This window comes from Gemmatimonadota bacterium, from assembly GCA_016714015.1.
Lineage (GTDB): Bacteria > Gemmatimonadota > Gemmatimonadetes > Gemmatimonadales > Gemmatimonadaceae > Pseudogemmatithrix.
The window spans coordinates 88,074-112,672 of sequence record JADJNZ010000008.1 but is presented as its reverse complement, the minus strand read 5'-3'; the positions used below and the strand labels follow the sequence as shown (position 1 = coordinate 112,672).

Below are 24,599 nucleotides of genomic sequence, written 5' to 3'. Positions count from 1 at the left end.
AGAGGGCAGTGGGCGGTGGGCAGAGTCAGCCGCCCCGCCCCTGCCCTCTCTCCCGTCTCCCGCCATCCGTTCCACTTACATTACGCACAACCCATCGGAGACCTCGGTTCCCATGTCGCTGCGCCTCACCCGCTCCCGCATCCTCGCCGTCGGCGCACTCGCGTTCGTCGGCGGGGTCTTCTTCGCGTCCTCGATGGATTGGACCGATCGCCTCTTCGCCCAGGGCACGCCGGGCTCGACGCGCCCGCGGCAGGAGCAGGTCCAGACGCTCGCCGACGCGAGCAATGCGTTCGTCTCGATCTCCGAGCACATCACGCCGGCCGTCGTCGCGATCGAGGCCGAGCGCGATCCGCGCGCCCGTCCCGGCACCCGTCGTCAGCAGGCGCCGACGCCGGGCCAGGGCCAGGGACAGATCCCGCCGGGCTTCGAGGAGTTCTTCCGCCAGTTCGATCCCCAGCAGCAGCAGCCGCGCAGCCAGGAGTCCAGCGGCTCGGGTTTCATCGTCTCGCGCGACGGGTACATCCTCACGAACAACCATGTCGTCGAGGGCGCCGACCGCGTCCGCGTGAAGACGCTCGACCGTCGGGTGCACGAGGCGCGCATCATCGGGCGCGACCCGACGACCGACGTCGCGGTGCTCAAGATCGAGGGCCGCAACTTCACCGCGATCACCTTCGGCGACGACGAGAAGGTCCGCATCGGCGAGTGGGTGCTGGCGATCGGCAATCCGCTCGGCCTCGACTTCACCGTCACGGCCGGCATCGTGAGCGCGAAGGGGCGCGGCCTCGCCGGGCTCGCGCGGTCCAACTACGACATCTCCGATTTCATCCAGACCGACGCCGCGATCAACCCCGGCAACTCGGGGGGCCCGCTCGTGAACGCGCGCGGCGAGGTCATCGGCATCAACTCCGCGATCGCGTCGCAGACCGGGTTCTACTCGGGCTACGGCTTCGCCATCCCGATCACCCTCGCGAAGCAGGTGATGGACGACCTCATCCAGCATGGCGAGGTCCGTCGCGCGGTGGCCGGCGTCTCGATCGGCGAGGTCACGCCCGAGGATGCGCAGGTCGCGGGGCTCCGCGAGATCACGGGCGTGAAGGTCCAGGCCTACTCCGGGACGGACTCGCCGGCGCTGCGCGCCGGGATCGAGCCGGGCGACATCATCACCAAGGCCGACGGCCGCGCCGTCGACCGCGTGAGCGCGCTCCAGCGCGTGCTGCGCGGCAAGAAGCCGGGCGACACGGTCGAGCTCGAGGCGTGGCGCTACGGCACGCGCAAGACGTTCTCCGTGCGCCTCATCGCCGCCCCGCGCGACAACGGGCTCGTCGCCGACGCGAGCAGTGAGGAGAAGCCTGACGCCTCGCCGACGCATTCCCGGCTCGGCATCGCCGTGGAGCCGGTGCCGGCGGAGCTGGTGCGCGCGGCGCGCATCCCCGAGGAGTATCGCGGCGTGCGCGTCGCCGAGGTCGAACCCGGGAGTCCTTCGGAGGGGCGCCTCGTGGTGGGCGACGTGATCGTGCAGATCCTCCCCGCCAAGACGAAGGTGATGAGCACCGCCGACCTGCAGCGCGGGCTGGAAGGCGTGCGCAACGGCGAGATCGTGAGCTTCCTCATCTACCGGCCGGCGCGGGACGGCGCCGGCACGACCGCCGTCGTGAACGTCCGGGCGCGGGAAGCGCGCTGAACACGGGCTGGACGCACCGGCACGGTGCGTCCTCGCGATCCTGATCCGGTCCAAGGGACCCTCCGGCGGAGGGTCCCTTGGCGTATTGTTAGGGCCAGCGCGCGAGCGCACTGCGTGAGTGGCGAAATTGGTAGACGCGCAGGACTTAGGATCCTGTGCCGCAAGGCGTGTGGGTTCGAGTCCCACCTCGCGCATGACAGAAGGCGGAAGAAAGAAGGCGGAAGCCAGACGGGATCAGGCCGTGGAACCGCACGGCGTTCGCCAAGCGTTCAGACCCCACATGAACATCGTCGTCATCGGCAGTGGATTCGGTGGACTCGCGGCGGCCATCCGGCTGCGCGCGCAGGGCCACGACGTCACCATCGTGGAGCAGCGCGACCAGGCGGGCGGGCGCGCCTATGTCTATCGCCAGGACGGGTACACCTTCGACGGCGGGCCGACGATCATCACGGCCCCGTGGCTCATCGACGACCTCTTCGCGCTCGGCGGGAAGAAGACCGCCGACTACGTGTCGATCGTGCCCATCGACCCGTTCTACAAGATCCGGTTCGAGGACGGCTCCGTCTTCACGTACAACGGTGACCGCGAGCAACTGCTCTCCGAGGTCCGACGCTTCAATCCCGCCGACGAGCAGGGTTACCTGAAGATCCTCCGCAAGAGCGAGCAGGTGTTCGATGCCGGCATGGATCTGATCGACAAGCCGTTCACCAAGCTCACCGACATGGTGCGCGTGCTGCCCGATCTCATCCGGTTGCGCGCCGACCGGAGCGTGGCGGACATCGTCAACTCCGCGGTCTCGGACCCGCGCCTCCGCCAGGTCTTCTCGTTCCACCCGCTGCTGGTCGGCGGGAATCCGTTCCACACGACATCGATCTACGCGCTCATCCATCACCTCGAGCAGAAGTGGGGCGTCTGGTTCGCGATGGGAGGGACCGGCGCGCTCGTGCAGGCCTTCGTACGGCTCTTCGAGGACATGGGCGGGCGCATCCGCTACTCGTCCCCGGTGGAGGAGATCCTCGTCGACGAACGCTCGGGGCCGACGACCGGGGTGCGCCTGCGCGGCGGCGAGACGCTCACCGCCGATGCGGTGGTGAGCAACGGCGACGTCGGCGCGACCTACAAGCGCCTCATCAAGCCCCGCTTCCGTCGCAAGTACACCGACGCGAAGGTCGACGGCATGGACTACTCCATGTCGCTCGTGGTCATCTACTTCGGCACCGACCGGAAGTACGACGACATCGCGCACCATGAGCTCATCATGGGGCCCCGCTACCAGGGGCTCCTCGAGGACGTCTTCGGGCACCAGCCCCTGCCGAAGGATTTCTCGCTCTACCTGCACCGCCCGACCGCGACCGACCCGTCGCTCGCCCCTCCGGGGTGCGATGCCTTCTATGTGCTCTCCCCGGTGCCGCATCTCGACAGTCCGACGGACTGGGCGACCGCCGGCAAGCCGTATCGCGACACGATCATCAAGTATCTCGAGGACCGGTACATGCCGGACCTCTCCAAGCACATCGTCACCGAGCGCATGATCGACCCGATCCACTTCCGCGACACGCTGTCGAGCGAGAAGGGGGCCGCGTTCTCGGTGCAGCCGACGCTGTTCCAGTCGGCGTGGTTCCGGCCGCACAACCGCAGCGAGGACATCCCCAACCTGTACTTCGTGGGTGCGGGGACGCACCCGGGCGCGGGACTGCCCGGCGTGATCAGCTCGGGGAAGATCGTCGCCGAACTCATCGGGGACGCCGCCTGATGGTGCTCCCGGGTTTCCTCAAGGAGACCGACGCCGAGCTGGCGCGGGCCGACGCGCAGCACTGCGAGACGATCACGCGTGCGCACGCCCGCACCTTCGCGCTCGCGAGCAGCTTCCTCCCGGTGCGCAAGCGCCGGGGAGCCTACGCGGTGTACGCGTTCTGCCGCCTGGCGGACGACATCGTGGACCGGGCGGAGGGGCGCGACAAGTCGCTCCTGACGGCCGAGCTCGACCTGTATCGTGCGGGCGTGGCGGAGGCGCTCGCCGGACGCCCCGAGGGGCCGATCTTCCGGGAGCTGTGGCGGTGCGTGCGCGACTTCCACGTACCCGCCGATGTCCTCGAGGAACTGCTCAACGGCGTCGCCTGCGATCTCCAACCCGCGCACTACCCGACCTGGGCGGACCTCACCGGGTACTGCGAAGGCGTGGCGAGTTCGGTCGGGTCGATGTGCACCTACATCTTCGGCGTGACCGGTGACGAGGCGGTGCGCGAACGCGCCGTGAAGTACGCGCGCACGCTCGGCGTCGCGATGCAGCTCACGAACATCCTGCGCGACGTGGGCGAGGACGCGGGGCGTGGGCGCTGCTATCTCCCCGACGCCGACCTCGAGACCTTCGGCCTGAGCGCCGAGCGGGTGCTGCATGACCCGACGCTGAAGGACGATCCGCGCTGGCGCCAGCTCATGCGCCACGAGGTCGCGCGGGCGCGCGCGCTCTATCGCGCGGCCTCGCCGGGGATCGCCCTCCTCGCGCCCGATTCGCAGCGCTGCGCGCGCGCCTGCGCCGACGGCTATGCGGCGATCCTCGGCGCGATCGAGCGCAACGGCTACGATTCGTTCTCCGTGCGCGCGCGCGTGGGCAACCTCGCGCGCGCCGGCCTCCTCTGGAGCGTCTGGCGCTCCGGCGCCGAGCCGCCGCCGGCGGGGGTGGACGGCCCCGCCATCGAATGGGGCGAGCGCGTGCTCTCCCGCCCCGAGGAGATGATCCTGTGCGCCTGACCGACGACACCACCTTTCCGTTCGACCGCGCCGCCCACGGGATGCTCGCGGGGCACCTCGCGCTCATCGTCTTCTCGACGCTGGCGATGGTCACGATCCTCGCGGGCGAGTTCCCCTCGTTCATGCAGGGGCCCTACACGCAGCGGGTCTACGAGTGGGGCTGGGCGTACTCGGGTCAGGTCTACATCCTGCTCGGGACCTTCGCCGCGCTCGCGCACTCGGCGCCGCGGTTCGGCACCGGCCGCGCCCTGCTCGTGGCCGCGCTCGCGTCGTCGGTGGCGCTCGCCTCAGAGCTCGGCGGCACCAACATCGGGCTGCCGTTCGGCCCGTACCACTACACCGAGATGCTCGGCCACCGGATCATGGGCGACGTCCCGTATCCGATCCCGATCTCGTGGTACTACATGCTGTACGGCTCGCTCGCGATCTGCGGGCGCCTGCTCGCGTCGGACGATTCGGCGAAGTCGCGGTGGAAGTGGGCGCTGTTCGCGGGCGCGTTCCTGACCGCGTGGGACGTCGCGATGGAAGTGCAGATGACGAACGTGCGCCCGTTCCATTGGGGCTGGGACCTCCAGCGCGTACCCGGCTGGGTGCCCGGCTGGCTGGTGACGCCGGTGTTCTACGGCATGCCGATCTCGAACTGGATCGGCTGGTACGTCACGGGCGTGGTGATCAGCCGCCTGATGCTGGCGATCGTGCCCCCGACGGTCTGGAGCCGGACCGTGGCGCCGTTCACCTTCCCGCTCGTGCTCTACGCGACCAACGGGATCATGCCGATCGCGGTGACGGCACGGCACGGGTACTGGATGGCGGCCGTCGGGGGGCTCGTGGCGATGGGCCTGCCGCTCTGGCTGGCCATTCGGGCCGGTCGCCCGGCGGGGGCACCAGCGGCACCGGGTTCTCCCGCGGCGCAGGCCGCGGCATAGCGTCACAGTCGCCGGGCGGGGGCTTCCCGCGCACTTGGCCCCCCGTGGTGCACCCCTTACTTTTCGCTCTATAGTTGCCCCCGCTGCCGGGCTCCGGCGGCGGGGTTTCGTGCCCTGACCCCCGTCCTTCACGCGTCACTGAGTCATATGGATATCCAGATCACCGCCACCAAGAGCGAAGGGGCCGAGCGCCGCCTTCAGGTCGCCGTTCCGCCGGCGCGCGTCGCCGAGGCGCGCAACAAGGCCGCGAACCGCGTCGCCAAGCAGGTCCGGGTGCCGGGGTTCCGCCCTGGGAAGGCCCCGACCGCGATGGTGAAGAAGCAGTACGCGCAGGCGATCGACCAGGAGGCCGTGGAGGCGCTCCTCCGTGAGGCCTTCGAAGCGGTGCTGGCCAAGGAGCAGCTCGAGCTCGTGACGCAGCCGCATGCGCACGACGTGAAGTTCGGGGAGGACGACGGCCTGAGCTTCGAGCTGCACTGCGAGGTGCGCCCGGAGCTCAAGCTCGAGAAGCTCTCCGGCTTCCGGGTGATGCGCCCGTCGGACCAGGTCACCGAGGAACAGGTCACCGAGCAGATGGACCGCATGCGCGAGCAGCGCGGCACCTGGGCGCCCGTCGAGGGGAAGGCGAACGAGGGCGACCTGGTGACGGTCACGCTCGCGACAGCCGAGGACGACGGCACCATCCCGGAGGGCAAGGAGTACCGCCTGGTGATGGGCGCCGGTCAGGCCATCCCGGCGATCGAGGAGCTCGTGATGACGATGGCGCAGGGCGAGACGGTGGAGCGCACGGTGAAGTGGCCGGAGGACTTCCCCGACGAGTCGCAGCGCGGCAAGGCGAAGCCGGTCCGCGCGACGCTGACCGAGGTGAAGCGGAAGTCGCTGCCCGCGCTCGACGACGCGTTCGCGCGCGAGATGGGCGACTTCGAGTCCCTCGAGGCGTTCCTCAAGGTCGTGCGGACGGACATGGCGGAGTCGGCGGTGCGCGAGGCGGACGCCGCGGCGCGCACGCAGCTGCTCGACGAGATCGTGCAGGCGAATCCGTTCGACCTGCCGCCCAGCTGGGTGAGGCAGATGATCCAGGCGTACGCGGAGGCGTACAAGATCCCGCAGGAGGAGATCGTCAAGTTCGCCGACGAGATCCGCGGGATGGCGGAGCGTCAGGTGCGGCGCGACCTGATCCTCGACACGGTCGCCGAGCGCGAGAAGCTCGCCGCGAGCGAGGCGGACGTCGACGATCGCGTGCAGGAGATGGCGACCAAGCGCGGCGTGGAGCCGGGCCAGCTCTACGCGAGCTTGCAGAAGGCGGGTCGCCTCCGCGAGCTTGAGCGTAGCATCACCGAGGAGCGGGTGTTCACCTGGCTCCTCGGCCAGAACACGGTCGAACAGGCGTAACCGAACCGAACCCCGAGAGGAGTCCCATGGCGATCATCCCGAATCCGTACGTCATCGAGCGGTCGAGCCGCGGCGAGCGCAGCTACGACGTCTACAGCCGCCTGCTGATGGACCGCATCATCTTCCTCGGCACGCCGATCAATGACGACGTGGCGAACATGATCATCGCGCAGATGCTCTTCCTCGAGGCGGACAACCCGGGGCGGGACATCCATCTCTACATCAACTCGCCGGGCGGCAGCGTGTCGGCGGGGCTCGCGATCTACGACACGATGCAGTTCCTGAAGTCGCCGGTGAACACGATCTGCATGGGGCTCGCGGCGTCGATGGGGGCCTTCCTCCTGGCGGCGGGCCGCGCGGGCAAGCGGTCGGCGCTGCCGCACTCGCGGATCATGATCCACCAGCCGTCGGGCGGGGCGTCCGGCACGGCCTCGGACATCGAGATCCAGGCGCGCGAGATCATCTACCTCCGCGCGAAGATGAACGAGCTGATGGCGAAGCACACCGGCCGTCCGCTCGAGCAGGTGGAGCGCGACGTGGACCGCGACCGGTTCATGAGCGCCGAGGAGGCCAAGGGCTACGGCCTGATCGACCTCGTCGTGACGAGCCGTGAGGAGCAGGCGGCGGCGCTCGCGGCGGCCAAGTAAGGGATTCACCCGGGTGCTTGTGAAAGAATTCACAAGCACCCGGTCTTTTCGCTTGCCCGACCCTGCCGAGACTGTTACCCATCAGGGTATGGGGCGTCGTTCGGCAGTCGCAGTCTGACACGCCGTCGCGCCGCTGGCACCACTCCGCTCCACCGCACCTCTCTCCCGGCTTCCATGTCTCACGACCGCCACCTGCGTTGCTCCTTCTGCGGAAAGTCGAAGGACGCCGTCCGGAAGTTCATCTCCGGGCCGTCCGTCTACATCTGCAATGAGTGCATCGCGCTCTGCAACGAGATCCTGGCGGAGGATGAGGAGCGGGAGGTCGCCGAGACGGTCACGCAGGTCCCCGCCCCGCAGGAGATCAAGGGGGTCCTCGACCAGTACGTGATCGGGCAGGAAGGGGCCAAGAAGGCACTCGCGGTCGCGGTGTACAACCACTACAAGCGCATCAACAGCGGGGCGAAGCGCGAGGGTGAGGTCGAGCTCGACAAGTCGAACATCCTCCTCCTCGGCCCCACCGGCGTCGGCAAGACGCTCCTCGCCCAGACGCTCGCCCGCATCCTCGACGTGCCGTTCACCATCGCCGATGCGACGACGCTGACCGAGGCCGGCTACGTCGGCGAGGACGTGGAGAACATCCTCGTCCGCCTGCTCCAGGCCGGCGACTTCAACGTCACCGAATGCGAGCGTGGCATCGTCTACATCGACGAGATCGACAAGATCGCGCGCAAGTCGGAGAACCCGAGCATCACCCGCGACGTCTCGGGCGAGGGCGTGCAGCAGGCCCTGCTCAAGATCCTCGAGGGCACGGTCGCCTCGGTGCCGCCGCAGGGCGGGCGGAAGCATCCGCAGCAGGAGTACATCCAGATCAACACGAAGGACATCCTGTTCATCTGCGGCGGGGCGTTCGACGGGCTCGAGAAGATCATCGAGGCGCGCCTCGGCCGCCGGCAGATCGGGTTCGGATCGGAGGCGGCGGAGAAGGTCGTCACGTCCAAGACGAACGTCTTCAACGAGGTCGAGCCCGAGGACCTGCTCCGGTACGGGCTCATCCCCGAACTCGTCGGCCGGCTCCCCGTCGCGGTGCCGCTCCAGGGGCTCGACGAGGACGCGTTGGTGCAGATCCTCAAGGAGCCGAAGAACGCGCTGACCAAGCAGTACGCGCGCCTCTTCGAGCTGGAGGACGTGCAGCTCACGTTCGACGACGCGGCGCTGCGGGCCATTGCGCGCAAGGCGATCCAGCGCGGCACCGGTGCGCGCGGACTCCGCGCGATCCTCGAGGAGCTCCTCCTCGACACGATGTTCGATCTCCCCGGCCGCGATGACGTGATCGAGGTCCGCGTGACCGAAGCGACGGTGACGCAGAAGCAGCCGCCGTTCCTCGAGATCTCGGCCAAGCGACAGAAGAAGGAGGCGTGAGCCCCGCGGCTCCCTCCAGCGGGTCGGCCGGCAAACCGGTCGACCCGCTCGTCATCCGGTCCCTCGACTTCCTCGGCCCCATGGCCACCGTCGACGGCTGGCGCCCCACCAACGAGCTTCCCGAGATCGCGTTCGCCGGCCGCTCCAACGTCGGCAAGTCGTCGCTCCTGAACGCGCTCGTGCGACGGAAGGCCTTCGCGCGCGTGAGCAAGACGCCCGGGCGCACGCGCGAGATCAACTTCTTCATCGTCAACAAGCAGTTCGTGCTCGCCGACCTTCCGGGGTACGGCTATGCGCGCATCTCGAAGGCGCGGCAGGCCGAGTGGCGGCCGCTCATCGAGGGCTACCTGCGGCGCTCGCCGGCGTTGAAGGGGATCGTGCAGCTGCTCGATGCGCGCCACGACCCGACCGACGACGACAAGCAGATGCTCGACCTGCTGGCCGAGATCGGCCTGCCGACGGTGGTCGTGCTCACCAAGGTCGACAAGCTGTCGAAGGGGCAGGCGGCGGAGCGGCTCAAGCTGATCGCGAAGCAGCTCGAGCTCGACGAGGAGCAGATGATCCAGTTCTCCTCGGTGACGGGTGAGGGACGGAACGACCTCGCCGAGGCGCTCGTCTCGCTGCTCGCGTCCACCGCGCTGGAGGCGACGGAGCACCTTCCGATGCCCACGGCGTCGGTGGGCGACGACGCCCTGCCGGGAACCGGACCGGGCCGCGACGAATAGATTCGAGCATGCCTCGAATCCCCCTGCAGCCCCTGCCCGCCCGCGCGGTGGAGTCCCTCCAGGTCCGCTGGCTCGCGGACCTCGAGGCCGCGCTCGCCGACTCGTCGGTGGACCGCTCGGATCTCTGTCGTGACACCCTGCTCGCGCTCGCCCATCCCGCCTTCGTCGGCCGCTACGCGGAAGCGCTCGCGGACGAGTCGGTGCCGCTGGGGACCCGCCTCGCGCTCTCGGCGCTCGACCCGCGCAACGTGACGCTCGAGCCCGAGTACTACGGCGACTGCGACCAGGAACGATTCCAGCGCGTGAAGCCCCTGCTCTGGCTCTGGTACTCCTTCGATCGCCTGCCGATCGGGGGGCAGGCCGTGGAACTCGGGGTGCGGCTCCGCCGCCTGCTGGCGCCGCACATCTTCAAGTCGGTCGGGAAGAACTTCAAGTGCTTCCAGCACGTCGAGTTCTCGTTCGGCTACAACCTGGAGGTGGGGGACGACGTGGTCGTGCACCGCCATGTGCTGCTCGACGACCGGGGAGGCATCCGCCTCGGGAACAGGGTCTCGGTCAGCGACTATGCGAACATCTACTCGCACACGCACAGCATCGTGGAGCAGGTGGACGTGACGAACGCCCTGACGGTGCTGGCGGACGGGGTCCGGGTGACGTATCACGCGACGGTGCTCGCAGGCGTGCACGTCGGCGAACAGGGTATGGTCGGCGCGGTGGCGGTGGCGACGAAGGACGTGCGCCCCTACCACGTGAACGTGGGGATCCCGGCGAAGAGCGTGCGCGTGAAACCGAACGCACCGCCGGACGGCGGCGACCGCCTGCGCACGAGCATCGAACGCCAACGGGCGGACGAAGGCTGAACGATGAAGGGGGCGAGGCCGCACGGCCTCGCCCCCTTCATCGTTCAGCCTTCAGCGTACCTGGAGCACGTCCCACAGGTTCGGTTGCCGTAGTAGGCTCCGCGCGTCGTCCATCACGCGCGACTCGTGCGGCCAGGCGAAGCGCCGGCGCGCCTGGCTCGGCGTGAGCCAGGCGTGCCGAGCATGCTCCTCACCGAGCACGACCGGCGCGTCGGGGGCGACGATCGCCGCGAAGACCGCGGCGAGCTGCACGGTGTCCTTCGGCACGAGATAGAACTGGTGCATCGTCACCGAGAGGAGCGTCTCGGGCTTGAGCCCCGTCTCCTCGAAGAGCTCGCGTCGCGCCGCGTCGGGGAGGCGCTCGCCGGGCTCGACCTTGCCGTGGACCATCTCCCAGGCGCCGGGACACCGCGTGTCGCGGGAGCGCTCGAGCACGAGCGTGAGCCACCCCTTGGCCGCCGGCCGGAAGACGACGACATCGACCACCCCGACCTCGACGGGCGTCCCAGGCATGGGGGCGCTCACGGCGCCGACTTCGCCTTGCGGTCGAGGAGCGAGTGGATGCGGGCCGAGAGGGCGCGGCCGCGGAAGGGCTTGGTGAGGTAGTCGCTCGCGCCGTACTCGAACACGCGCACCTCGCTGTCCTCATCGCCCTTGGCGGTGAGGACGATGACGGGCAGCTTCTGCGTGGCGGGACGCGCGCGGAGGTGGCTGAGCACGCCGTAGCCGTCGAGCCGCGGGAGGTTGAGGTCGAGCACGACGAGATCGGGCGCGAGACGATCGACCTCGTCGAGCGCGACGACGCCATCGGAGGCCTCGTAGACGACGAACCCCTCGCGCTCGAGGAGGTCCTTCATCACGCGGCGGAGCGACTCCTCGTCCTCGACGAGCAGCACGCGCTTGGCGGCGGGGCGCTTGCTGCTCTTGGGGTCCTCGACGAGCTCGAACGAGTCGCCGGTGAACTTGGGCGACAGCTTCCGCGATCCGCTCCGGCGGGGTGCGGGTGCCGACGCGTCCTCCTCATCCTCGGCATCGCGTACTGGCGCGACGGACGTCGAGTTCCGGACGGCCGGCACCTCGCCCGTCGACGGGCGCGCCGAGGCGCCGGACGGCGACCGCGTCCCCGGCTCCTGCGGTGCCTCGAGGACGCGCAGCAGCTCCTCGATGGTCGTCTCCCCCTGCCGGACATGCTGCACGCCCGATTCCCAGAGGGAGCGCATCCCGGTCTCGCGCGCGGCGTCGTTGATGCGCTCGACGGTCTCGTTGCCGGCGATCCGGCGCTCGACCTCGTCGTTCGCGCGCAGGACCTCCTCGATCGCGAGGCGCCCGCGATAGCCGGTCATCGAGCACTCCGGGCAGCCGACCGCGCGATAGAGCGTGCCCTGGTCGGGGAACCAGCGCCGGAGGCGCTCCGGCACCTGCCCGACCGAGAGTTCGCGACAGGCGCTGCAGAGCCGGCGCATGAGGCGTTGCGCAACGACGCCCTTGAGCGCCGCCGCGATCTTGTAACTCTCGATGCCGATGTCGACGAGGCGCGTGACCGAGCTCGCCGCGTCGTTGGTGTGCAGCGTGGAGAGCACCAGGTGGCCGGTGAGCGACGCCTGGATCGCGATGTTCGCCGTCTCCTTGTCGCGGATCTCGCCGACGAGGATGACGTCCGGGTCCTGACGCAGGATCGAGCGCAGCGCCGCGGGGAAGGTGAGCCCCGCCTTCTCGTTCACCTGCACCTGCACGATGCCCTGGAGCCGGTACTCGACCGGGTCCTCGACCGTGACGATGTTGACGCCGCGTCCCTGCACCGCGCGCAGCATCGAGTAGAGCGTCGTCGTCTTGCCCGAGCCGGTGGGCCCGGTGACGAGCACGATGCCCTCGCGCGCCTGCAGCAACTCCTGGATCCCGTTCATCTCGTCGGGGAGGAGTCCGAGCGAATCGAGCGAGAGGATGGTGGAGCGCTGGTCGAGGATGCGGATGACGACCTTCTCGCCCTGCGACGCGGGAAGCGTCGAGACGCGGAGGTCCACGCGATTGCCGCTCACCGCCACGCGCGCGCGGCCGTCCTGCGGTCGCAGGCGGTCGGCGATGTCGAGCTGCGCCATGATCTTGATGCGCGACACCAGCGGGATGCCAGCCGGCTTGGGCAGCACCATCACCTGCCGCAGGACGCCGTCGATGCGATAGCGGACGGCGACCCCGGACTCCTCGGGCTCCAGGTGGATGTCCGACGCGCGCGACTGGATGCCCTCGGCGAGGATGCGATCGACGAGCTGGATGACCGGCCGCGCGCCGGCCTGCGCCGCGCCGAGATCGAGCTCCCCTTCATCGACCTGGTCGCCGATGTTCTCGACGTCGTAGGTCCCCTGCACCGAGTCGAGGATCTTCTCGAAGACGTTCTCGGGGCGATAGACCTCGTCGATGCGGTCGGTGATCTTCCGCGGCGCGGCGATCGACATGCGGACCGTGCGCCCGAGCGCGAAGGCCAGCGTGCGCTCGCAGTCGAGGTCGAGCGGGTCGGAGGTCGCGATGTCGAGGACGGAATCCGAGATCGAGAGCGGCAGGATCCGGTACTTCCGGGCGAGGGCCTCGGGGACGAGTTCCTTCGCCTGCTGGCTCACCGAGTTCACGTCGGCGACGCGCATGCGGAAGCGGCTGGCGACGGCCTTCACGAGCACGTCGTCGGTCACCCACGCCCGGCGGATCACCTCATCCCAGAGGCTCTCGACCGGCTGGGCACGCAACTGCTCGCGCTGCTCCTCGGAGAGCAACCCCTCGAGCGTCGCGACCAGCCATTCGTCCTTCGCCGGCTTCGCCGAACTCCCCATGCCTCGTCCTCGTGCGCTTCGGGTGGTGCGATCCCATAAAGTATCCCGCCGTCGCGCAGAGAGCCATCATCCCGCCGCGGACCGCATCCTCCCATCCCGCTGCGCCAGCTTGCGCACCGGCTACAGCACATTCCAGAACTCGCGCGACGCGTCGACCGAGACCATCCAGCGCCCGCCCCGCAGGGTCCGCGCGACATCGATCCGCAGCAGGTCGAAGAACCCGATGATGCCGACCCCTGCCGAGGGATACGACGACCAGTCGCCGGCCCCATCACGCATGGCGGCGCCATGCACGAACGGCGCCAGCACGAGGGACGACGGGACCTTCCCGAACCGCCCGAGGTCCATCGCGAGGAAGGGGACGCGACGCTGCCACTCGATCCGCTGGGCGAGCCCGGCCCGCCCACGGATCGCGTGGAACGCATATCCCGGCGCGGTGACCGGCCCGCCGAACGCCGGGAGGGCCTGGAGCGGAACGCCACTTCCCGGGGTCACGGCGCCGAGGTGGGTCCGGACGAGGAGCCTCCCGCCTGCCCACGCCCGGGCCCCCTCGAGCTCCGCCACCGCCCGCGCGTAGCGGGTCCCGAGCTGCCCGCCCGCCGGATGCGACTCCTCGACGGAGAATCGACCGCCGAGGGTGAGGCGGCGGTCACCGCCGTCGGGCGCTGGCGCGCGGCTCCAGTCCACGGCGAGCCGCGAGAGGCGCACCGCGTCGGCCGCCAGGGTCGGCGCGAATCGCCCGGCCGTCGGCGCCCCGTGCACCGCGAGCGGCCGCTGGTCCTCGCGCGCGTACTCGAGGCTCAGCCGGCGACGACCCACCGGCGCGAACTCATAGCGAAAGAGGCCGCCGCGGATGCCGTAGGGGTCGGTCCAGTCGCTCCCGAACTCCTGCGCCGCGATGGAGTTCCTGATCCCGCTCACCTCGGGCGTCACGCCGGCCTCGGCGAACTCATCCCGTCCCTCGAGGAACGTCCGCGCGCCCGACGCCGACTCCCACGCCAGCACGCCGCGCCCCTTCCACCGCGAATCCGCGAGCCCATACCGCCCATGGAGCGAGGTCCGGAATCCGCCACCGAGCGATTGCGCGAAGCCGCCGCCGAAGGCGAGCCCCTCGACGCGGTTCACGCGCACGAGGTCGGACACGGACCGCGCGGCCGGCGCGCCGTTCCGCGCCCGCGCGAGCGCGCCGGCACGGACCATAGCCCGCGCTTCCTCCTGCACGCGGCGCACCTCGATCGCGTCGAGCGCGCGGACCTCCTCCGGCAACTGCTTGAGCAGTTCCCCGTCGAACGCGAACGCCCGCTGCTGCGCGCGCGGGGCCTCCACGATCTCCGGGCCGATGAACTGCTGGGGCGCGAGCCCCGCGTTGGTCTCGATACAGCAGATCTCCCAGCGTCCCCGGATGATCCCGCGCGCCGGGAAATCCATCCAGGTGGCCGAACGGCGGATCTCGATCTCCTGGCGACGCGGCAGCCAGAAACGCCCGTCGACGAGCCCGTTCTCGAGGATGACCGAGACATCCTCGAGCTGGCGGTCCTTGAGCGCGGCGCGGGTGAACGAGAAGCTCATGCGCACGACGCTCGCGGTCCGGCGGTCGATGAAGACGGCGCCGACCGCCGCTGGCTCGCGATCGTCCTTGGGCCGCACGTTCACCTGCATGACGTCGATGACGCGGTCGCCGGTCCGGATGGTCAGCGAATCGACGATGCGATAGTCGTACGACTCGAAGCCGGCCGCGGACAACGGATGGCGCACGTCGCGCACTTCGTCGCCGTCGCCGAGGCGGATGATCGCCGGGAAGTTGTTCTGGACGATCGCGAGATGATCGCGATGATAGTTGATGTCGGTGGGGAGCAGCAGCGTATCGCGGCGGCCGATGATGCGTTGCTTGCTCCGGTCGGGCGCGCCCCAATAGACTTCGAGCATCAACTCGTCGGACTTGATGACGACGGGCGGCGTCGGGAAACCGTCGCCGAGCTGGGCGAGGAAGGTGACGTACCCGTGCGCGCGGGCCGTGTAGTCCGCGAGGCCGGTGTCGGCGAGCTGGGCGGCGCGACGCACGATGGCGGCGGTCACGAGGGTGCGCGTGCGCTCGTCGTTCCACCCCGCCTGCGCCTCGAGGCGTTGGACGGCGGGACCCACCAACAGACAGGCCGCCGCGACGAGGGCGCGCAGGGATCGCATGCAGGGAATTTCAGTCGGCGGGACGCCGCTCACAACCGCAGGCCCCCGGTGAACTTCGCCGCCTTCCGCGCCCGGTGCCGCGTCGGCGCCCTCGTCCCCGTGTGGCGCGACCATCTCCTCGACGCCGACACGGCCGTCGCCGCGTTCCATCGCCTGCGCGAGCCGCCGTTCGCGTTCCTCCTCGAATCGGCGCCGGCCGGCGGTGAGACGTGGGCGCGCTACAGCTTCTTCGGCACCGCACCCCGGGCCGCCTGGCGGCTGACGGACGGCGTCGTCGAGGATTGGCTCCCCGCCCTCGGCTGGCACGGGGCGCGCCGGACGGACGACCCGTTCGTCGACCTGCGCGCGCGACTGACCCAGCATCCGCCCGTCGACGCGCCGGAGCTTGGCGCGTTCTGGGGTGGCGCGGTGGGGTTCTTCTCGTACGATGTCGTGCGCCACATCGAGCGGATCGGCACGCCCCCCGCGCGCGGCATCGCGGCGCCCGACGCGCTCTTCCTGCTCACGGGGTGCGTGGTCATCGTCGACAACCTCCGCGCGCAGGCCCGCGTCGTCGCGTCGGTCGTGTCGCCGGACCCCGCGGACGAGCGCGCCTGCCGGGCGGCGTGGGCGGGCGCGCAGGCGGAGATCGACGCCACGCTCGCGCGCCTGCGCTCGGGGCCCGCCCTCCCACCGCTGGAACTCGACGTCGACGCCGCGCCGGCCGAGGGCCGATCGAGCTACGCGCGCGACGCGTTCCTTGCCGACGTGGGGCGGATCAAGGAGCACATCCTCGCCGGCGATGTCTTCCAGGCGCTCCTCGCCCGGCGGATCGCGGTGCCGCGCGACTTCAGCGGCACGGCGCTCTACCGCGCGATCCGGGCGCTGAACCCGTCTCCCTACATGTACCATCTGGTGCTCGGGGACCTCGAGATCGTCGGCAGCTCGCCGGAACTCCTCGTGCGGGTCGCGGACGGCCGGGTGGTCGTGCGACCGATCGCGGGGACGCGCCCGCGAGGGCGGACGCCCGAGGAGGACGCCGCACAGGCGGCCGAACTGGCGGCGGACGAGAAGGAGCGCGCCGAGCACATCATGCTGGTCGACCTGGGGCGCAACGACGTGGGCCGCGTCGCGCAGTACGGGAGCGTCCAGGTGACCGAACTGATGCAGGTCGAGCGCTACTCCCATGTGCACCACCTGGTGAGCCAGGTCGAGGGGATGCTTCGCGACGACGGCTCGGCGCTGGAGACCTTCCGGGCGGTCTTCCCCGCCGGGACGATGACCGGGGCGCCCAAGGTCCGCGCGATGCAGGTGATCGATGCGCTGGAGCCCGAGCGGCGCGGCCCGTACGCCGGGGCGCTGGGCTACGTGGCCTGGGGTGATCGGCGCATGGACCTCGCGATCACGATCCGGACATGCGTGCTGGCGGGCGAGGTGGCCTCGGTGCAGGCGGGCGCGGCGATCGTCGCCGATTCGGATCCCGCGAAGGAGTGGGCGGAGACGGAGAACAAGGCGCGGGCGATGCTGACGGCGATCGGACGGGTTCGGGCGGCGGCCAGGGCGGGGGGCGCCGGGGTGGCCGGGTAGTCGCACTCCCCGCTCCCGTCACGTATTTTCTCGTCATGCACTATCGGCTGATCGGCGTCGGTAACACCTACACCTTCGAGCTCTCGGGCAGCGGCCTCCTGAGCGTGGGCCGCGCGGTCACGAACGACTGCGCCGTCGTCGACCCCACGATCTCCCGCAAGCACGCGGACCTGAAGGTGACGCCGGGTGGGGTCGAGGTGATGGACGCCGGCTCGTCGAACGGCACGTTCGTGAACGGGGTGCAGATCGACAAGTCGCTCCTCGTGCCGGGGGACGAGGTCACGTTCGGCAAGGTCGTCTTCCGGCTCGAGCAGGTGACGCCGGCGCGATCGGCGCCGACGCCCGCGCCGGCGGGCAAACCGGGTGGCGCGACGATCGTCCGACAGATTCCCAAGACCGGCGAAGCACTCGCCCTCGGCGGCAAGGCGAAGCTCAACGACTCGGCCTCGAGCGCGGACCCCGCGGAGCGCGACCGTCGACGCCTCGCGATCCTCCTCGAGGTCTCGAAGGGGCTCACGCGGTCGGCCGACCTCGAGGCGCTGTTGCAGAAGATCGCCGAGTACGCCTTCCAGGTGCTCGAGGCGGACCGGTGCGCCATCCAGCTCACCGACGACTTCGGGCTGCTCCACCCGAAGATCTCGCGGGACCGCCGCGGCGAGCGCGCCTCGAGCGACATCCCGCAGTCGATCGCGCGGATGGCGGTGGACGACAAGGTCGCCGTGCTCTCGGACGACGCGGGCGACGACCAACGGTTCCAGGGGCAGTCGGTGGTGCTGCAGAAGGTGAAGTCGGCGATCTGCGTGCCGCTCATCGGCAGCGAGAATCGCGTGCTCGGCGTGCTCTACGTCGACAACTTCTCGCTCAAGCGGTTCAACGAGATGGACCTCGACTTCCTCATCGCGTTCTCCGGCATCGCGGCGGTGGCGATCGAGAACGGGCAGCTGGCGGTGCGCATCCGGCAGGAGGCGCTCGCCCGCAGCAACTTCGAGCGCTTCTTCACGCCGCACCTCGCGGCGCGCATCGCGTCGAGCCCCGATGCGGTGAAGCTGGGCGGCGACAAGCGGAAGGTCGCGGTGCTCTTCTCCGACATCCGTGGCTTCACCGCACTGTCGGAGACGATGAGCGCCGACACCATGGCGAAGCTCCTCACCGAGTACTTCACCGAGATGGTGGAGTGCGTGTTCCGTCACGGCGGGACGCTCGACAAGTTCATCGGCGACGCGGTGATGGCGCAGTGGGGCGCGCCGATCGGCGAGCACGACGACTGCGACCGCGCGATGCAGGCGGCGCTCGACATGATGGAGGAGCTCGACCGGTTGAACGCGCGGTGGCGCTCCGAGGGGCGGCCGGTGCTGCAGATCGGGATCGGGCTCAACGTCGGCGACGTCTTCGCCGGCAACATCGGGTCGGACCGGCGTCTCGAGTACACGGTCATCGGCGATCCGGTGAACGTGTCGAGCCGCCTGTGCGGCGCTGCCGGGCCAGGCGAGATCCTGCTCTCCGAGTACTTCCGCAACGAATTGGGGTCGCCGCCGCCGCTCGAGTCGCTCCCCCCGATGGAGCTCAAGGGGAAGAGCCAGGCGTTGCCGGTCTTCCGCGTCCAGCGGTGACGCTCTCGGCCATCGTCGCGCCGAACGGCTACGAACGATTCGACGTCGGTCCCACGGTCGTGGTCGCTCGCGTGGCGGCCGCCGCCGGCTTGCGCCGCGCGTTGCAGGGCGCCGCGAGCCTCCATGCGTGGGCGGAGGCGGTACCGGGGGCCGAACCGTTCCAGGGCCGTGCGACCGCGTGGGGCGTCCCGCTTCCCGGCGCCGCGATCGACGTGGTCGTGCGGCACGCGCGGCGAGGCGGCCTGCTCGCCGGCGTGCGCGGGGACCGTTTCGTGTGGCCGGGACGCGCGCCCTGGGAGCTCGAGACGGCACTGCGCCTGCAGGAGGCGGGGGTGCGCACACCCGACGTCGTCGCGTACGCGCTCTACCCGGCGGGGCCGGGTCTCTGCCGGTGCGACGTGGCGACGCGCCGACTGCCCGTGGGAGCGGAGTTCCCCGTCTCGTGGCGCGACGCCGACGCGTCGTCACGCGAGACGATGCTGATCGCCGTGGGCACGTTGCTGCGCGACCTCCGCGCGGCCGGGGCGCAGCATGCGGACCTCAACGCGAAGAACCTCTTCCTGGCGCGTGACGGGAATCGCTGGGCCGCGTGGGTGCTCGACGTCGACCGCGTGCGGTTCCGGGCGCCGAACGATCCCGAAGTGGGGGCGCAGAACCTCGCACGACTCGACCGCTCGCTGCGCAAGCTGCGCGACCGCCGAACGCTCGAGCTCGATGACGCGGCGCTGGCCCGACTCGCCGAGCTCTCGGGAACTCCCGGATGAGCCGCGTCCCGCTCGATCGCGTCTGCGTCGTGATGATGTCCGCCGTGGGGGACGCGGTGCACGTCCTCCCCGTCCTCACGGCGCTCAAACGGCACCATCCCGCGATGCATGTGACGTGGGTGCTGCAACCCGGGCCGGCGACGCTCGTGCGGGGCCATCGGTGCGTGGATGAGATCCTCCTGTTCGATCGCACCAAGGGCGTGCAGGGGTTCCTCGACATCCGGCGCGAACTCTCGGCCCGGCGCTTCGACCTCGTCATCAACCTGCAGGTGTACTTCAAGGCGGGGATCATCACCGGCTTCACGCAGGCCCCGGTGAAGCTCGGGTTCGACCGCGCGCGTGCGCGCGACGCGAACTGGCTCTTCACCACGCACCGCATCCCGCCGCACGCGATGCAGCACGTGCAGGACCAGTACTTCGAGTTCTGCGACTGGCTCGGCGTGCCGCACGAGCCCGTGACGTGGGACCTCGGGCCCTGGACGTCGCAGGAGCAGCACTGGCAGCGCGAGTTCATCTCGCGCTTCGACCGCCCCATCGCGCCGATCGTCGTGGCGACGAGCAAGCCGCAGAAGGACTGGCTGCCGGAGCGGTGGGCCGAGGTGAGCGACGCGCTGTACCACGACTTCGGGCTCCAGCCCGTGCTGGTGGGCGCCCGCTCCCCCCGAGAGGTGCATGCCGAGCAGGTGATCATGTCGCGGGCGAGGACGAAGCCGTACAGCGCGCTCGGGCAGGGCGGGCTGCGCGGACTCGCCGGGATCATCGCCGGCTCGGTCCTCGTGCTGACGCCCGACACCGGCCCGCTGCACATGACCGTCGCGCTCGACCGTCCGGTCATCTCGCTCATCGGGTACTCCAACCCCAAGCGGGTCGGTCCCTACCGCAAGTTCGGCGACCTCATGATCGATGCGTACGGCGAGCCGGGCGAGGACTACCCGCTCTCGATGGAGAACCGGCTGGATCGGATGCCGCGGATCACGGTGCAGCAGGTGCTCGACAAGGTCGAGCGGTGGCGCAGCACCTACTTCCGCGCGAGCCGGCCGATCAGCGCGCTCGACTAGCGGCGTTGACCACGGCGGTCGGCACGCCCGCCGTGGTCAGCGTGCCACCTCGACGTGGCCGACCATGCCCAGCGCGGCGTGCGGGTCGCACTGGAAGTAGAACCTCCCCGTCCCGAACGTGAGCGGGACGTCGATCGCCTGCCCGGGGAGCTGCGCATAGGTGCTCGCGGCCGGGGGCCGTGCCCGTGGTCCGGGTGCACGTTGTGCACGCCTGAGAGTTGAACCTCAGGAGGTCGCCGGGCTGAGCCTGGATCTCCGCCGGCGTGAAGTAGTTGCCCTTCTCGTCCGTGTGCATCGTGACTTCGATGACCTTGCCGGTGCTCGGCGCAGACGCGGCGCCGGGGGGCCTCCGCGGCGGGGATCTGCGCCCGGCGCGAGGGAGTACGCGAGGGCAGAGACGGGGGGAGCGCATGGGAGAACCTCGAGTGGTATGGAGTCGGGACGTTCAGAAGTCACGCCGCAGGAAGCGGCGACGGGCGAGGAGCACCGGCACGGCCGCCCAGGCGGAGAGCGCCAGCAGGGCGACGGCGGGACCGAGCGGAGTGCCGAGCAACCGGCGGAAGACCGCGCCGGTGTATCCGAGCAGCGCGGTCGCGTCGAGCGCGGTCAGCACCAGCACGCGTGCGAGGTCGACCGGGTTACCGAGCATGGCGAGCAGCATCGGACGCTCGAGGGGCCAGTCCCCGAACGCACTCACCGCGGCGATGATCGCGCCGTCGTACGCGATGGTGAGGGCGAACCAGACGCCGATCGCGCGCGCCATCGCGCGGAGCCGGTCATCGACGCCGTGCGCGATGACCATCGCAACGGCCGCGAAGGCCAGCGTCAGCAACGCACCCGCGGTGGCGAGCAGGAGGAGCGCGAGCCGCGGTGCGTCGCTCGCGGCGCCGTGCAGGAGCAGCGGGAGGCCGATCCCGCCGAGGAAGGCGCCGGTCATCGGCAACGCCAGTCCGAGGTAGAGGCCCAGGAAGACCGCGCGGCGCGACAGCGGCTGCGCGAGCAGGAGTTCGGTGAACTCGCGCGACGCGTGCACGTGCGCCGTGCCGAAGACCAGCGCGACGAGCGGGACGACGAGGAGCATCGCGTTGAGCAGGCTCAGCACCACCTGCGGCCCGGTGCCGCCGAACAGGAAGAGCGCCTCGGTGACGACCCAGAACCCGGCGGCGTAGGCGAGCAGCCACCGGCTTCGCGCGAGGTCGCGGACGCCGGCGCGCAGGACGAGGGTGACGGTGCTCACGCGATCCTCAGGCCGCGCAGCAGCGCGGCGACGGCTGGTTCGAGTCGGCGCGTGCCGGTCTCGCGGAGCAACGTGTCGACCGGCCCGGCGAAACGGAGGTGGCCGTCGCAGAGGAAGGCGACGTCGTCCGCGAGTTCCTCGAGCTCGACGAGGATGTGCGAACTGATGAGGATCGTGCGTCCCGCCGCGCGCGTCGCGCGGAGGTGCGACTTGAGGAGCCCCGATGCGATCGGGTCGAGCCCCGCCGTGGGCTCGTCGAGGATCAGTAGGTCGGGCGCGAAGAGGAAGGCACAGGCGATCGCGACCTTCTGGCGCCAGCCACCCGAGAGCGTCCCCACCGGGGTCGCCCACTCGCCGCGGAGCCCGAAGTCGTCGACGAGCGCCTCGTCGACCGGTGCGCCGGGGCGGAGCGCGCGGAGCATCGCGAACACCTCGCCGACCGCGAGGTGCTCGGGATAGCGCGGTGCCTGCGGCGCATAGCCGATGCGCGCGCGATACGCGCCGTCCGCGTCGCACGGGACGCCGTCGAGCAGGAATCGGCCCGCGTCGGGTCGCGCGAGGCCGAGCAGCAGCTTGATCAGCGTCGTCTTCCCTGACCCGTTGGGCCCGACCAGCGCGACGATCCGCCCCGGGGCGAGGGCGAGCGAGACACCGGCGAGCACGGTGCGCGCGCCGTAGGCTTTCCGGATCCCGTCCAGCGTCATCATCGGGGTGCCCTCATCAACGGGCGCTCGTCCGCGACCTGCGGGGTGAGCACCGGGAAGACCCGTTCGGCGGCGTCCAGCACCGCGGTCACCGGTGCGCGGAGCAGCAGCAGCGTCTCGGGATGCCGTTCGGCCACGAGCGCGAAGAGGCGCACCGGGCGGAAGGGGACGTCGCCGGTCCCGTCGCGGTCGAGATCGTAGCCGCGATACGCATCCCACCAGTTGCCTACGAAGTCGCTGCGCAGCGTGCGGCTGTTGGTCGCGACGTCGAAGGCGTTCCCCGAGAAGACGTTGCCGCGGAAGTGGCTGTCCTCCGCATCGGCCATGAGACGCACCGCCCAGCCGTTCCGGCGGAAGTCGTTGTCGCGGATGTCGAGCCGCGACGCGCCCTCGAGGAAGAGTCCCACGGAGTTCCCTTCGAAACGATTCCGGACGAGCGCGCCATCCGTGATCTCCTTGAGGAGCAGGCCGTATGCACCGCTGCCCGTCGCGTCGAGGAAGCCGTTGCCATCCATGACGACGTGCTTGCTGTACATCACCGCGACCCCCGCGCCGTTCGCCCGGAAGGTGTTGCGCTCGTACCGACACGAGTCGGAGAACATGAAGTGGAGGCCGTAGCGGCGGTTGCCCTCGCTCACGTTCGCCGCGGCCACCGAGCCATCGGAGAACTCGAAGTAGATGCCGTCACGCTGTCCCCGGACGGTGTTCCCCTCCACGCGCGTCCCCGGTGAGTACCAGAGGTGGATCCCGTTGCCGTTGCGCGTCTCCTCGGCGCCAGACGCGCGGATGTCGTTGCCGCGGACGACGCAGCCGGTCGTGCGCTGCAGGTAGATCGCGAAGAGCGCATCGCGGAAGATGTTCGACTCGATCCGGCAGTCGCGCGCCTCGGCCACGCGGAGCGCAGCACGGTCCTGCATCTGGCTCACGCCCGTGTTGCGGAACGTCAGGCCGCGGACCGTCACACCGTCGGCGCGGACCACGAGGATCTCGTGCGTCCCCTCGCCATCGAACGCCGGCGCGCCGTCGCCCACGATCGTGAGTCGCGGCACCGTCACGAGGATGGTGGGCTCCCGGTACTCGCCCGCCGCGACACGGATGGTCATGCCGGGCCTTGCACGAGCGACGGCGGCCGTCAGCGTCGGGAGCGCCGAGCCCGGCCGCACCAGGAGCGTCCGCGCAGGCGAAGCATCCTGGGCGGCGAGCTGCCCCGCGGCGGCCAGCACCGCGAGACCTAGCATCACCCGGCGCGACCGCGGCATCTCAGTGCCCCCCGCGCGTCGACGTGTCCGCGAGCACGGCCGGCCAGTCGGCCACCGTGCCGCCGAGCGTGGCATGCGCCGCGCGCGCGGCGTCGAGCGATCGGAACGCGACCGCCCGGCCCATCGGACCGCGGAGCGATGATTCGAGCAGATACCCCGCCTCCTCGGCCGCGACGAAGGTGCCGGGCGCGCTCGCGTCCGTCACCCAGAGGGTGCGCACCGAGCCCGGCTCGGCGCTGCGCACCCAGCCCGCGAGGCAGTCGATGCTGTCGAACACGTGCACGCGACCAGTGCTCGTCACGACCTCCGCGGCGAACCGCGGATCGGTCACCGTCATGCGACAGTACCCGCAGGCGTCCTCGCCGAGCGCGACGGGACGCGGGCCCGCACCATCGCAGGCGAGCAGGACGAGGCCGAGCATCGCCGTGTGCACCCGGCGCAGCACGTCGCCGGCGGGAGACCACGCCCCGGCGCGCGACATCACGCCGCCTCAGCGCGTCGGCGCGACGTCCACGACGCCCAGAGCACCAGGCCGCCCGCGAGGCCGAACGCGATGCCGCCCGTCGAGGGCCACGACGTCGCGGTGAAGTTGAGCAGCTTCTTGCGGCCGATCACGGGGGGCGAGTAGCTCATGCCCTGGATCTTGATGATCGCGTGTTCGTGGTCGAGGTCGTGACCGTAGTCGTAGCCCCAGCGCCAGTAGTCCCAGAGCCCGACCGCCATGACCGCGACCAGCAGTACGCTGTAGAGATAGAGCGGGACGCGCCGCCGCAGCGCGGCGACGGCGAGTCCGGCGACGATGAGCCCGGCGAGGATCCAGCGCATGTACCGCAGCTCCGGGATCGACTCGGGCTCGATCGTCTTCATCCCGATGTAATGATTCAGCCCGTTGATCGACTGCAGGTCATTGGGCTTGAGCCCGTCCACGCCGTCGATGCGGATGAGCATGCCCAGCCCCTCGGGGTACTGCGGCGCGATGAGGTCCACGCGCCAG

At 70.4% G+C, this 24,599-nt stretch carries 22 protein-coding genes and 1 tRNA gene; 14 read left to right on the top strand and 9 right to left on the bottom strand.

Going from position 1 to position 24,599, the window contains the following annotated elements; genetic code table 11:
- The first annotated feature begins 112 nt into the window (after positions 1-112).
- The 10 genes from IPJ78_16420 (at position 113) to IPJ78_16375 (ending at position 10,404) form a co-directional block, all read left to right on the top strand.
- The gene (locus tag IPJ78_16420; protein MBK7908131.1) at positions 113-1,684 is read left to right on the top strand and encodes a trypsin-like peptidase domain-containing protein; all 1,572 of its coding nucleotides are present in this window, start codon (positions 113-115) and stop codon (positions 1,682-1,684) included.
- Positions 1,685-1,796: 112 nt separating this feature from the next.
- A tRNA-Leu gene (locus IPJ78_16415) sits at positions 1,797-1,878 on the top strand.
- A gap of 86 nt (positions 1,879-1,964) precedes the next feature.
- The gene (locus IPJ78_16410; protein ID MBK7908130.1) at positions 1,965-3,437 is read left to right on the top strand and encodes a phytoene desaturase; all 1,473 of its coding nucleotides are present in this window, start codon (positions 1,965-1,967) and stop codon (positions 3,435-3,437) included.
- A complete protein-coding gene (locus IPJ78_16405) occupies positions 3,437-4,435 on the top strand; it encodes a phytoene/squalene synthase family protein (GenBank protein ID MBK7908129.1) in 999 nt (332 codons plus the stop codon). Before IPJ78_16410 ends, IPJ78_16405 begins: the two co-directional genes overlap by 1 nt.
- Positions 4,426-5,361, top strand: coding sequence for a carotenoid biosynthesis protein (locus IPJ78_16400; GenBank protein ID MBK7908128.1), 936 nt, complete (start codon positions 4,426-4,428; stop codon positions 5,359-5,361). The genes IPJ78_16405 and IPJ78_16400 overlap by 10 nt, the downstream gene beginning before the upstream one ends.
- Before the next feature lie 147 nt (positions 5,362-5,508).
- Positions 5,509-6,753: a trigger factor gene (gene tig / locus IPJ78_16395; GenBank protein ID MBK7908127.1), complete on the top strand. Its 1,245-nt coding sequence runs from the start codon at positions 5,509-5,511 to the stop codon at positions 6,751-6,753.
- 26 nt (positions 6,754-6,779) lie between these two features.
- The gene (clpP, locus tag IPJ78_16390; GenBank protein ID MBK7908126.1) at positions 6,780-7,400 is read left to right on the top strand and encodes an ATP-dependent Clp endopeptidase proteolytic subunit ClpP; all 621 of its coding nucleotides are present in this window, start codon (positions 6,780-6,782) and stop codon (positions 7,398-7,400) included.
- A gap of 174 nt (positions 7,401-7,574) precedes the next feature.
- A complete protein-coding gene (clpX, locus tag IPJ78_16385) occupies positions 7,575-8,819 on the top strand; it encodes an ATP-dependent Clp protease ATP-binding subunit ClpX (GenBank protein MBK7908125.1) in 1,245 nt (414 codons plus the stop codon).
- Positions 8,820-8,899: 80 nt separating this feature from the next.
- Positions 8,900-9,544 (top strand): YihA family ribosome biogenesis GTP-binding protein, encoded by a 645-nt coding sequence (locus tag IPJ78_16380; GenBank protein ID MBK7908124.1) that lies wholly within the window; start codon positions 8,900-8,902, stop codon positions 9,542-9,544.
- An 8-nt stretch (positions 9,545-9,552) separates the two neighbouring features.
- The gene (locus IPJ78_16375; protein ID MBK7908123.1) at positions 9,553-10,404 is read left to right on the top strand and encodes an acyltransferase; all 852 of its coding nucleotides are present in this window, start codon (positions 9,553-9,555) and stop codon (positions 10,402-10,404) included.
- Positions 10,405-10,455: 51 nt separating this feature from the next.
- Here IPJ78_16375 and IPJ78_16370 read toward each other — a convergent pair whose 3' ends face one another.
- From IPJ78_16370 to IPJ78_16360, 3 genes are all read right to left on the bottom strand, one after another.
- Positions 10,456-10,917 carry an NUDIX domain-containing protein gene (locus IPJ78_16370; protein MBK7908122.1) on the bottom strand — a complete coding sequence of 154 codons (462 nt, stop codon included), beginning with the start codon at positions 10,915-10,917 and terminating at the stop codon, positions 10,456-10,458.
- Positions 10,918-10,925: 8 nt separating this feature from the next.
- The gene (locus IPJ78_16365; protein ID MBK7908121.1) at positions 10,926-13,223 is read right to left on the bottom strand and encodes a type II/IV secretion system protein; all 2,298 of its coding nucleotides are present in this window, start codon (positions 13,221-13,223) and stop codon (positions 10,926-10,928) included.
- Positions 13,224-13,343: 120 nt separating this feature from the next.
- Entirely contained in the window at positions 13,344-15,407 is a 2,064-nt protein-coding gene (locus IPJ78_16360) for a hypothetical protein (protein MBK7908120.1), read from the bottom strand.
- A 48-nt stretch (positions 15,408-15,455) separates the two neighbouring features.
- On the opposite strand from IPJ78_16360, the gene IPJ78_16355 reads away from it, so the two are divergent.
- From IPJ78_16355 to IPJ78_16340, 4 genes are read left to right on the top strand one after another with little or no spacing between them, the layout of a single operon-like run.
- Entirely contained in the window at positions 15,456-16,973 is a 1,518-nt protein-coding gene (locus IPJ78_16355; protein MBK7908119.1) for a chorismate-binding protein, read from the top strand.
- A gap of 35 nt (positions 16,974-17,008) precedes the next feature.
- The gene (locus tag IPJ78_16350; protein MBK7908118.1) at positions 17,009-18,583 is read left to right on the top strand and encodes an FHA domain-containing protein; all 1,575 of its coding nucleotides are present in this window, start codon (positions 17,009-17,011) and stop codon (positions 18,581-18,583) included.
- Positions 18,580-19,347 carry a hypothetical protein gene (locus IPJ78_16345; protein MBK7908117.1) on the top strand — a complete coding sequence of 256 codons (768 nt, stop codon included), beginning with the start codon at positions 18,580-18,582 and terminating at the stop codon, positions 19,345-19,347. The genes IPJ78_16350 and IPJ78_16345 overlap by 4 nt, the downstream gene beginning before the upstream one ends.
- The gene (locus IPJ78_16340) at positions 19,344-20,405 is read left to right on the top strand and encodes a glycosyltransferase family 9 protein (protein ID MBK7908116.1); all 1,062 of its coding nucleotides are present in this window, start codon (positions 19,344-19,346) and stop codon (positions 20,403-20,405) included. Before IPJ78_16345 ends, IPJ78_16340 begins: the two co-directional genes overlap by 4 nt.
- 36 nt (positions 20,406-20,441) lie before the next feature.
- Here IPJ78_16340 and IPJ78_16335 read toward each other — a convergent pair whose 3' ends face one another.
- From IPJ78_16335 to IPJ78_16310, 6 genes are all read right to left on the bottom strand, one after another.
- Complete coding sequence (locus tag IPJ78_16335; GenBank protein MBK7908115.1) at positions 20,442-20,540, bottom strand: hypothetical protein; 99 nt, start codon at positions 20,538-20,540, stop codon at positions 20,442-20,444.
- Between the two features lie 310 nt (positions 20,541-20,850).
- Positions 20,851-21,642, bottom strand: a complete 792-nt coding sequence (locus tag IPJ78_16330) for an ABC transporter permease subunit (GenBank protein ID MBK7908114.1) — start codon at positions 21,640-21,642, stop codon at positions 20,851-20,853.
- The gene (locus IPJ78_16325) at positions 21,639-22,349 is read right to left on the bottom strand and encodes an ABC transporter ATP-binding protein (GenBank protein ID MBK7908113.1); all 711 of its coding nucleotides are present in this window, start codon (positions 22,347-22,349) and stop codon (positions 21,639-21,641) included. The genes IPJ78_16330 and IPJ78_16325 overlap by 4 nt, the downstream gene beginning before the upstream one ends.
- The gene (locus IPJ78_16320; protein MBK7908112.1) at positions 22,346-23,584 is read right to left on the bottom strand and encodes a nitrous oxide reductase family maturation protein NosD; all 1,239 of its coding nucleotides are present in this window, start codon (positions 23,582-23,584) and stop codon (positions 22,346-22,348) included. Before IPJ78_16320 ends, IPJ78_16325 begins: the two co-directional genes overlap by 4 nt.
- Before the next feature lie 22 nt (positions 23,585-23,606).
- Positions 23,607-24,086 carry a nitrous oxide reductase accessory protein NosL gene (locus IPJ78_16315; protein MBK7908111.1) on the bottom strand — a complete coding sequence of 160 codons (480 nt, stop codon included), beginning with the start codon at positions 24,084-24,086 and terminating at the stop codon, positions 23,607-23,609.
- Positions 24,086-24,592 (bottom strand): hypothetical protein, encoded by a 507-nt coding sequence (locus tag IPJ78_16310; protein ID MBK7908110.1) that lies wholly within the window; start codon positions 24,590-24,592, stop codon positions 24,086-24,088. The genes IPJ78_16315 and IPJ78_16310 overlap by 1 nt, the downstream gene beginning before the upstream one ends.
- Positions 24,593-24,599 lie beyond the last annotated feature (7 nt).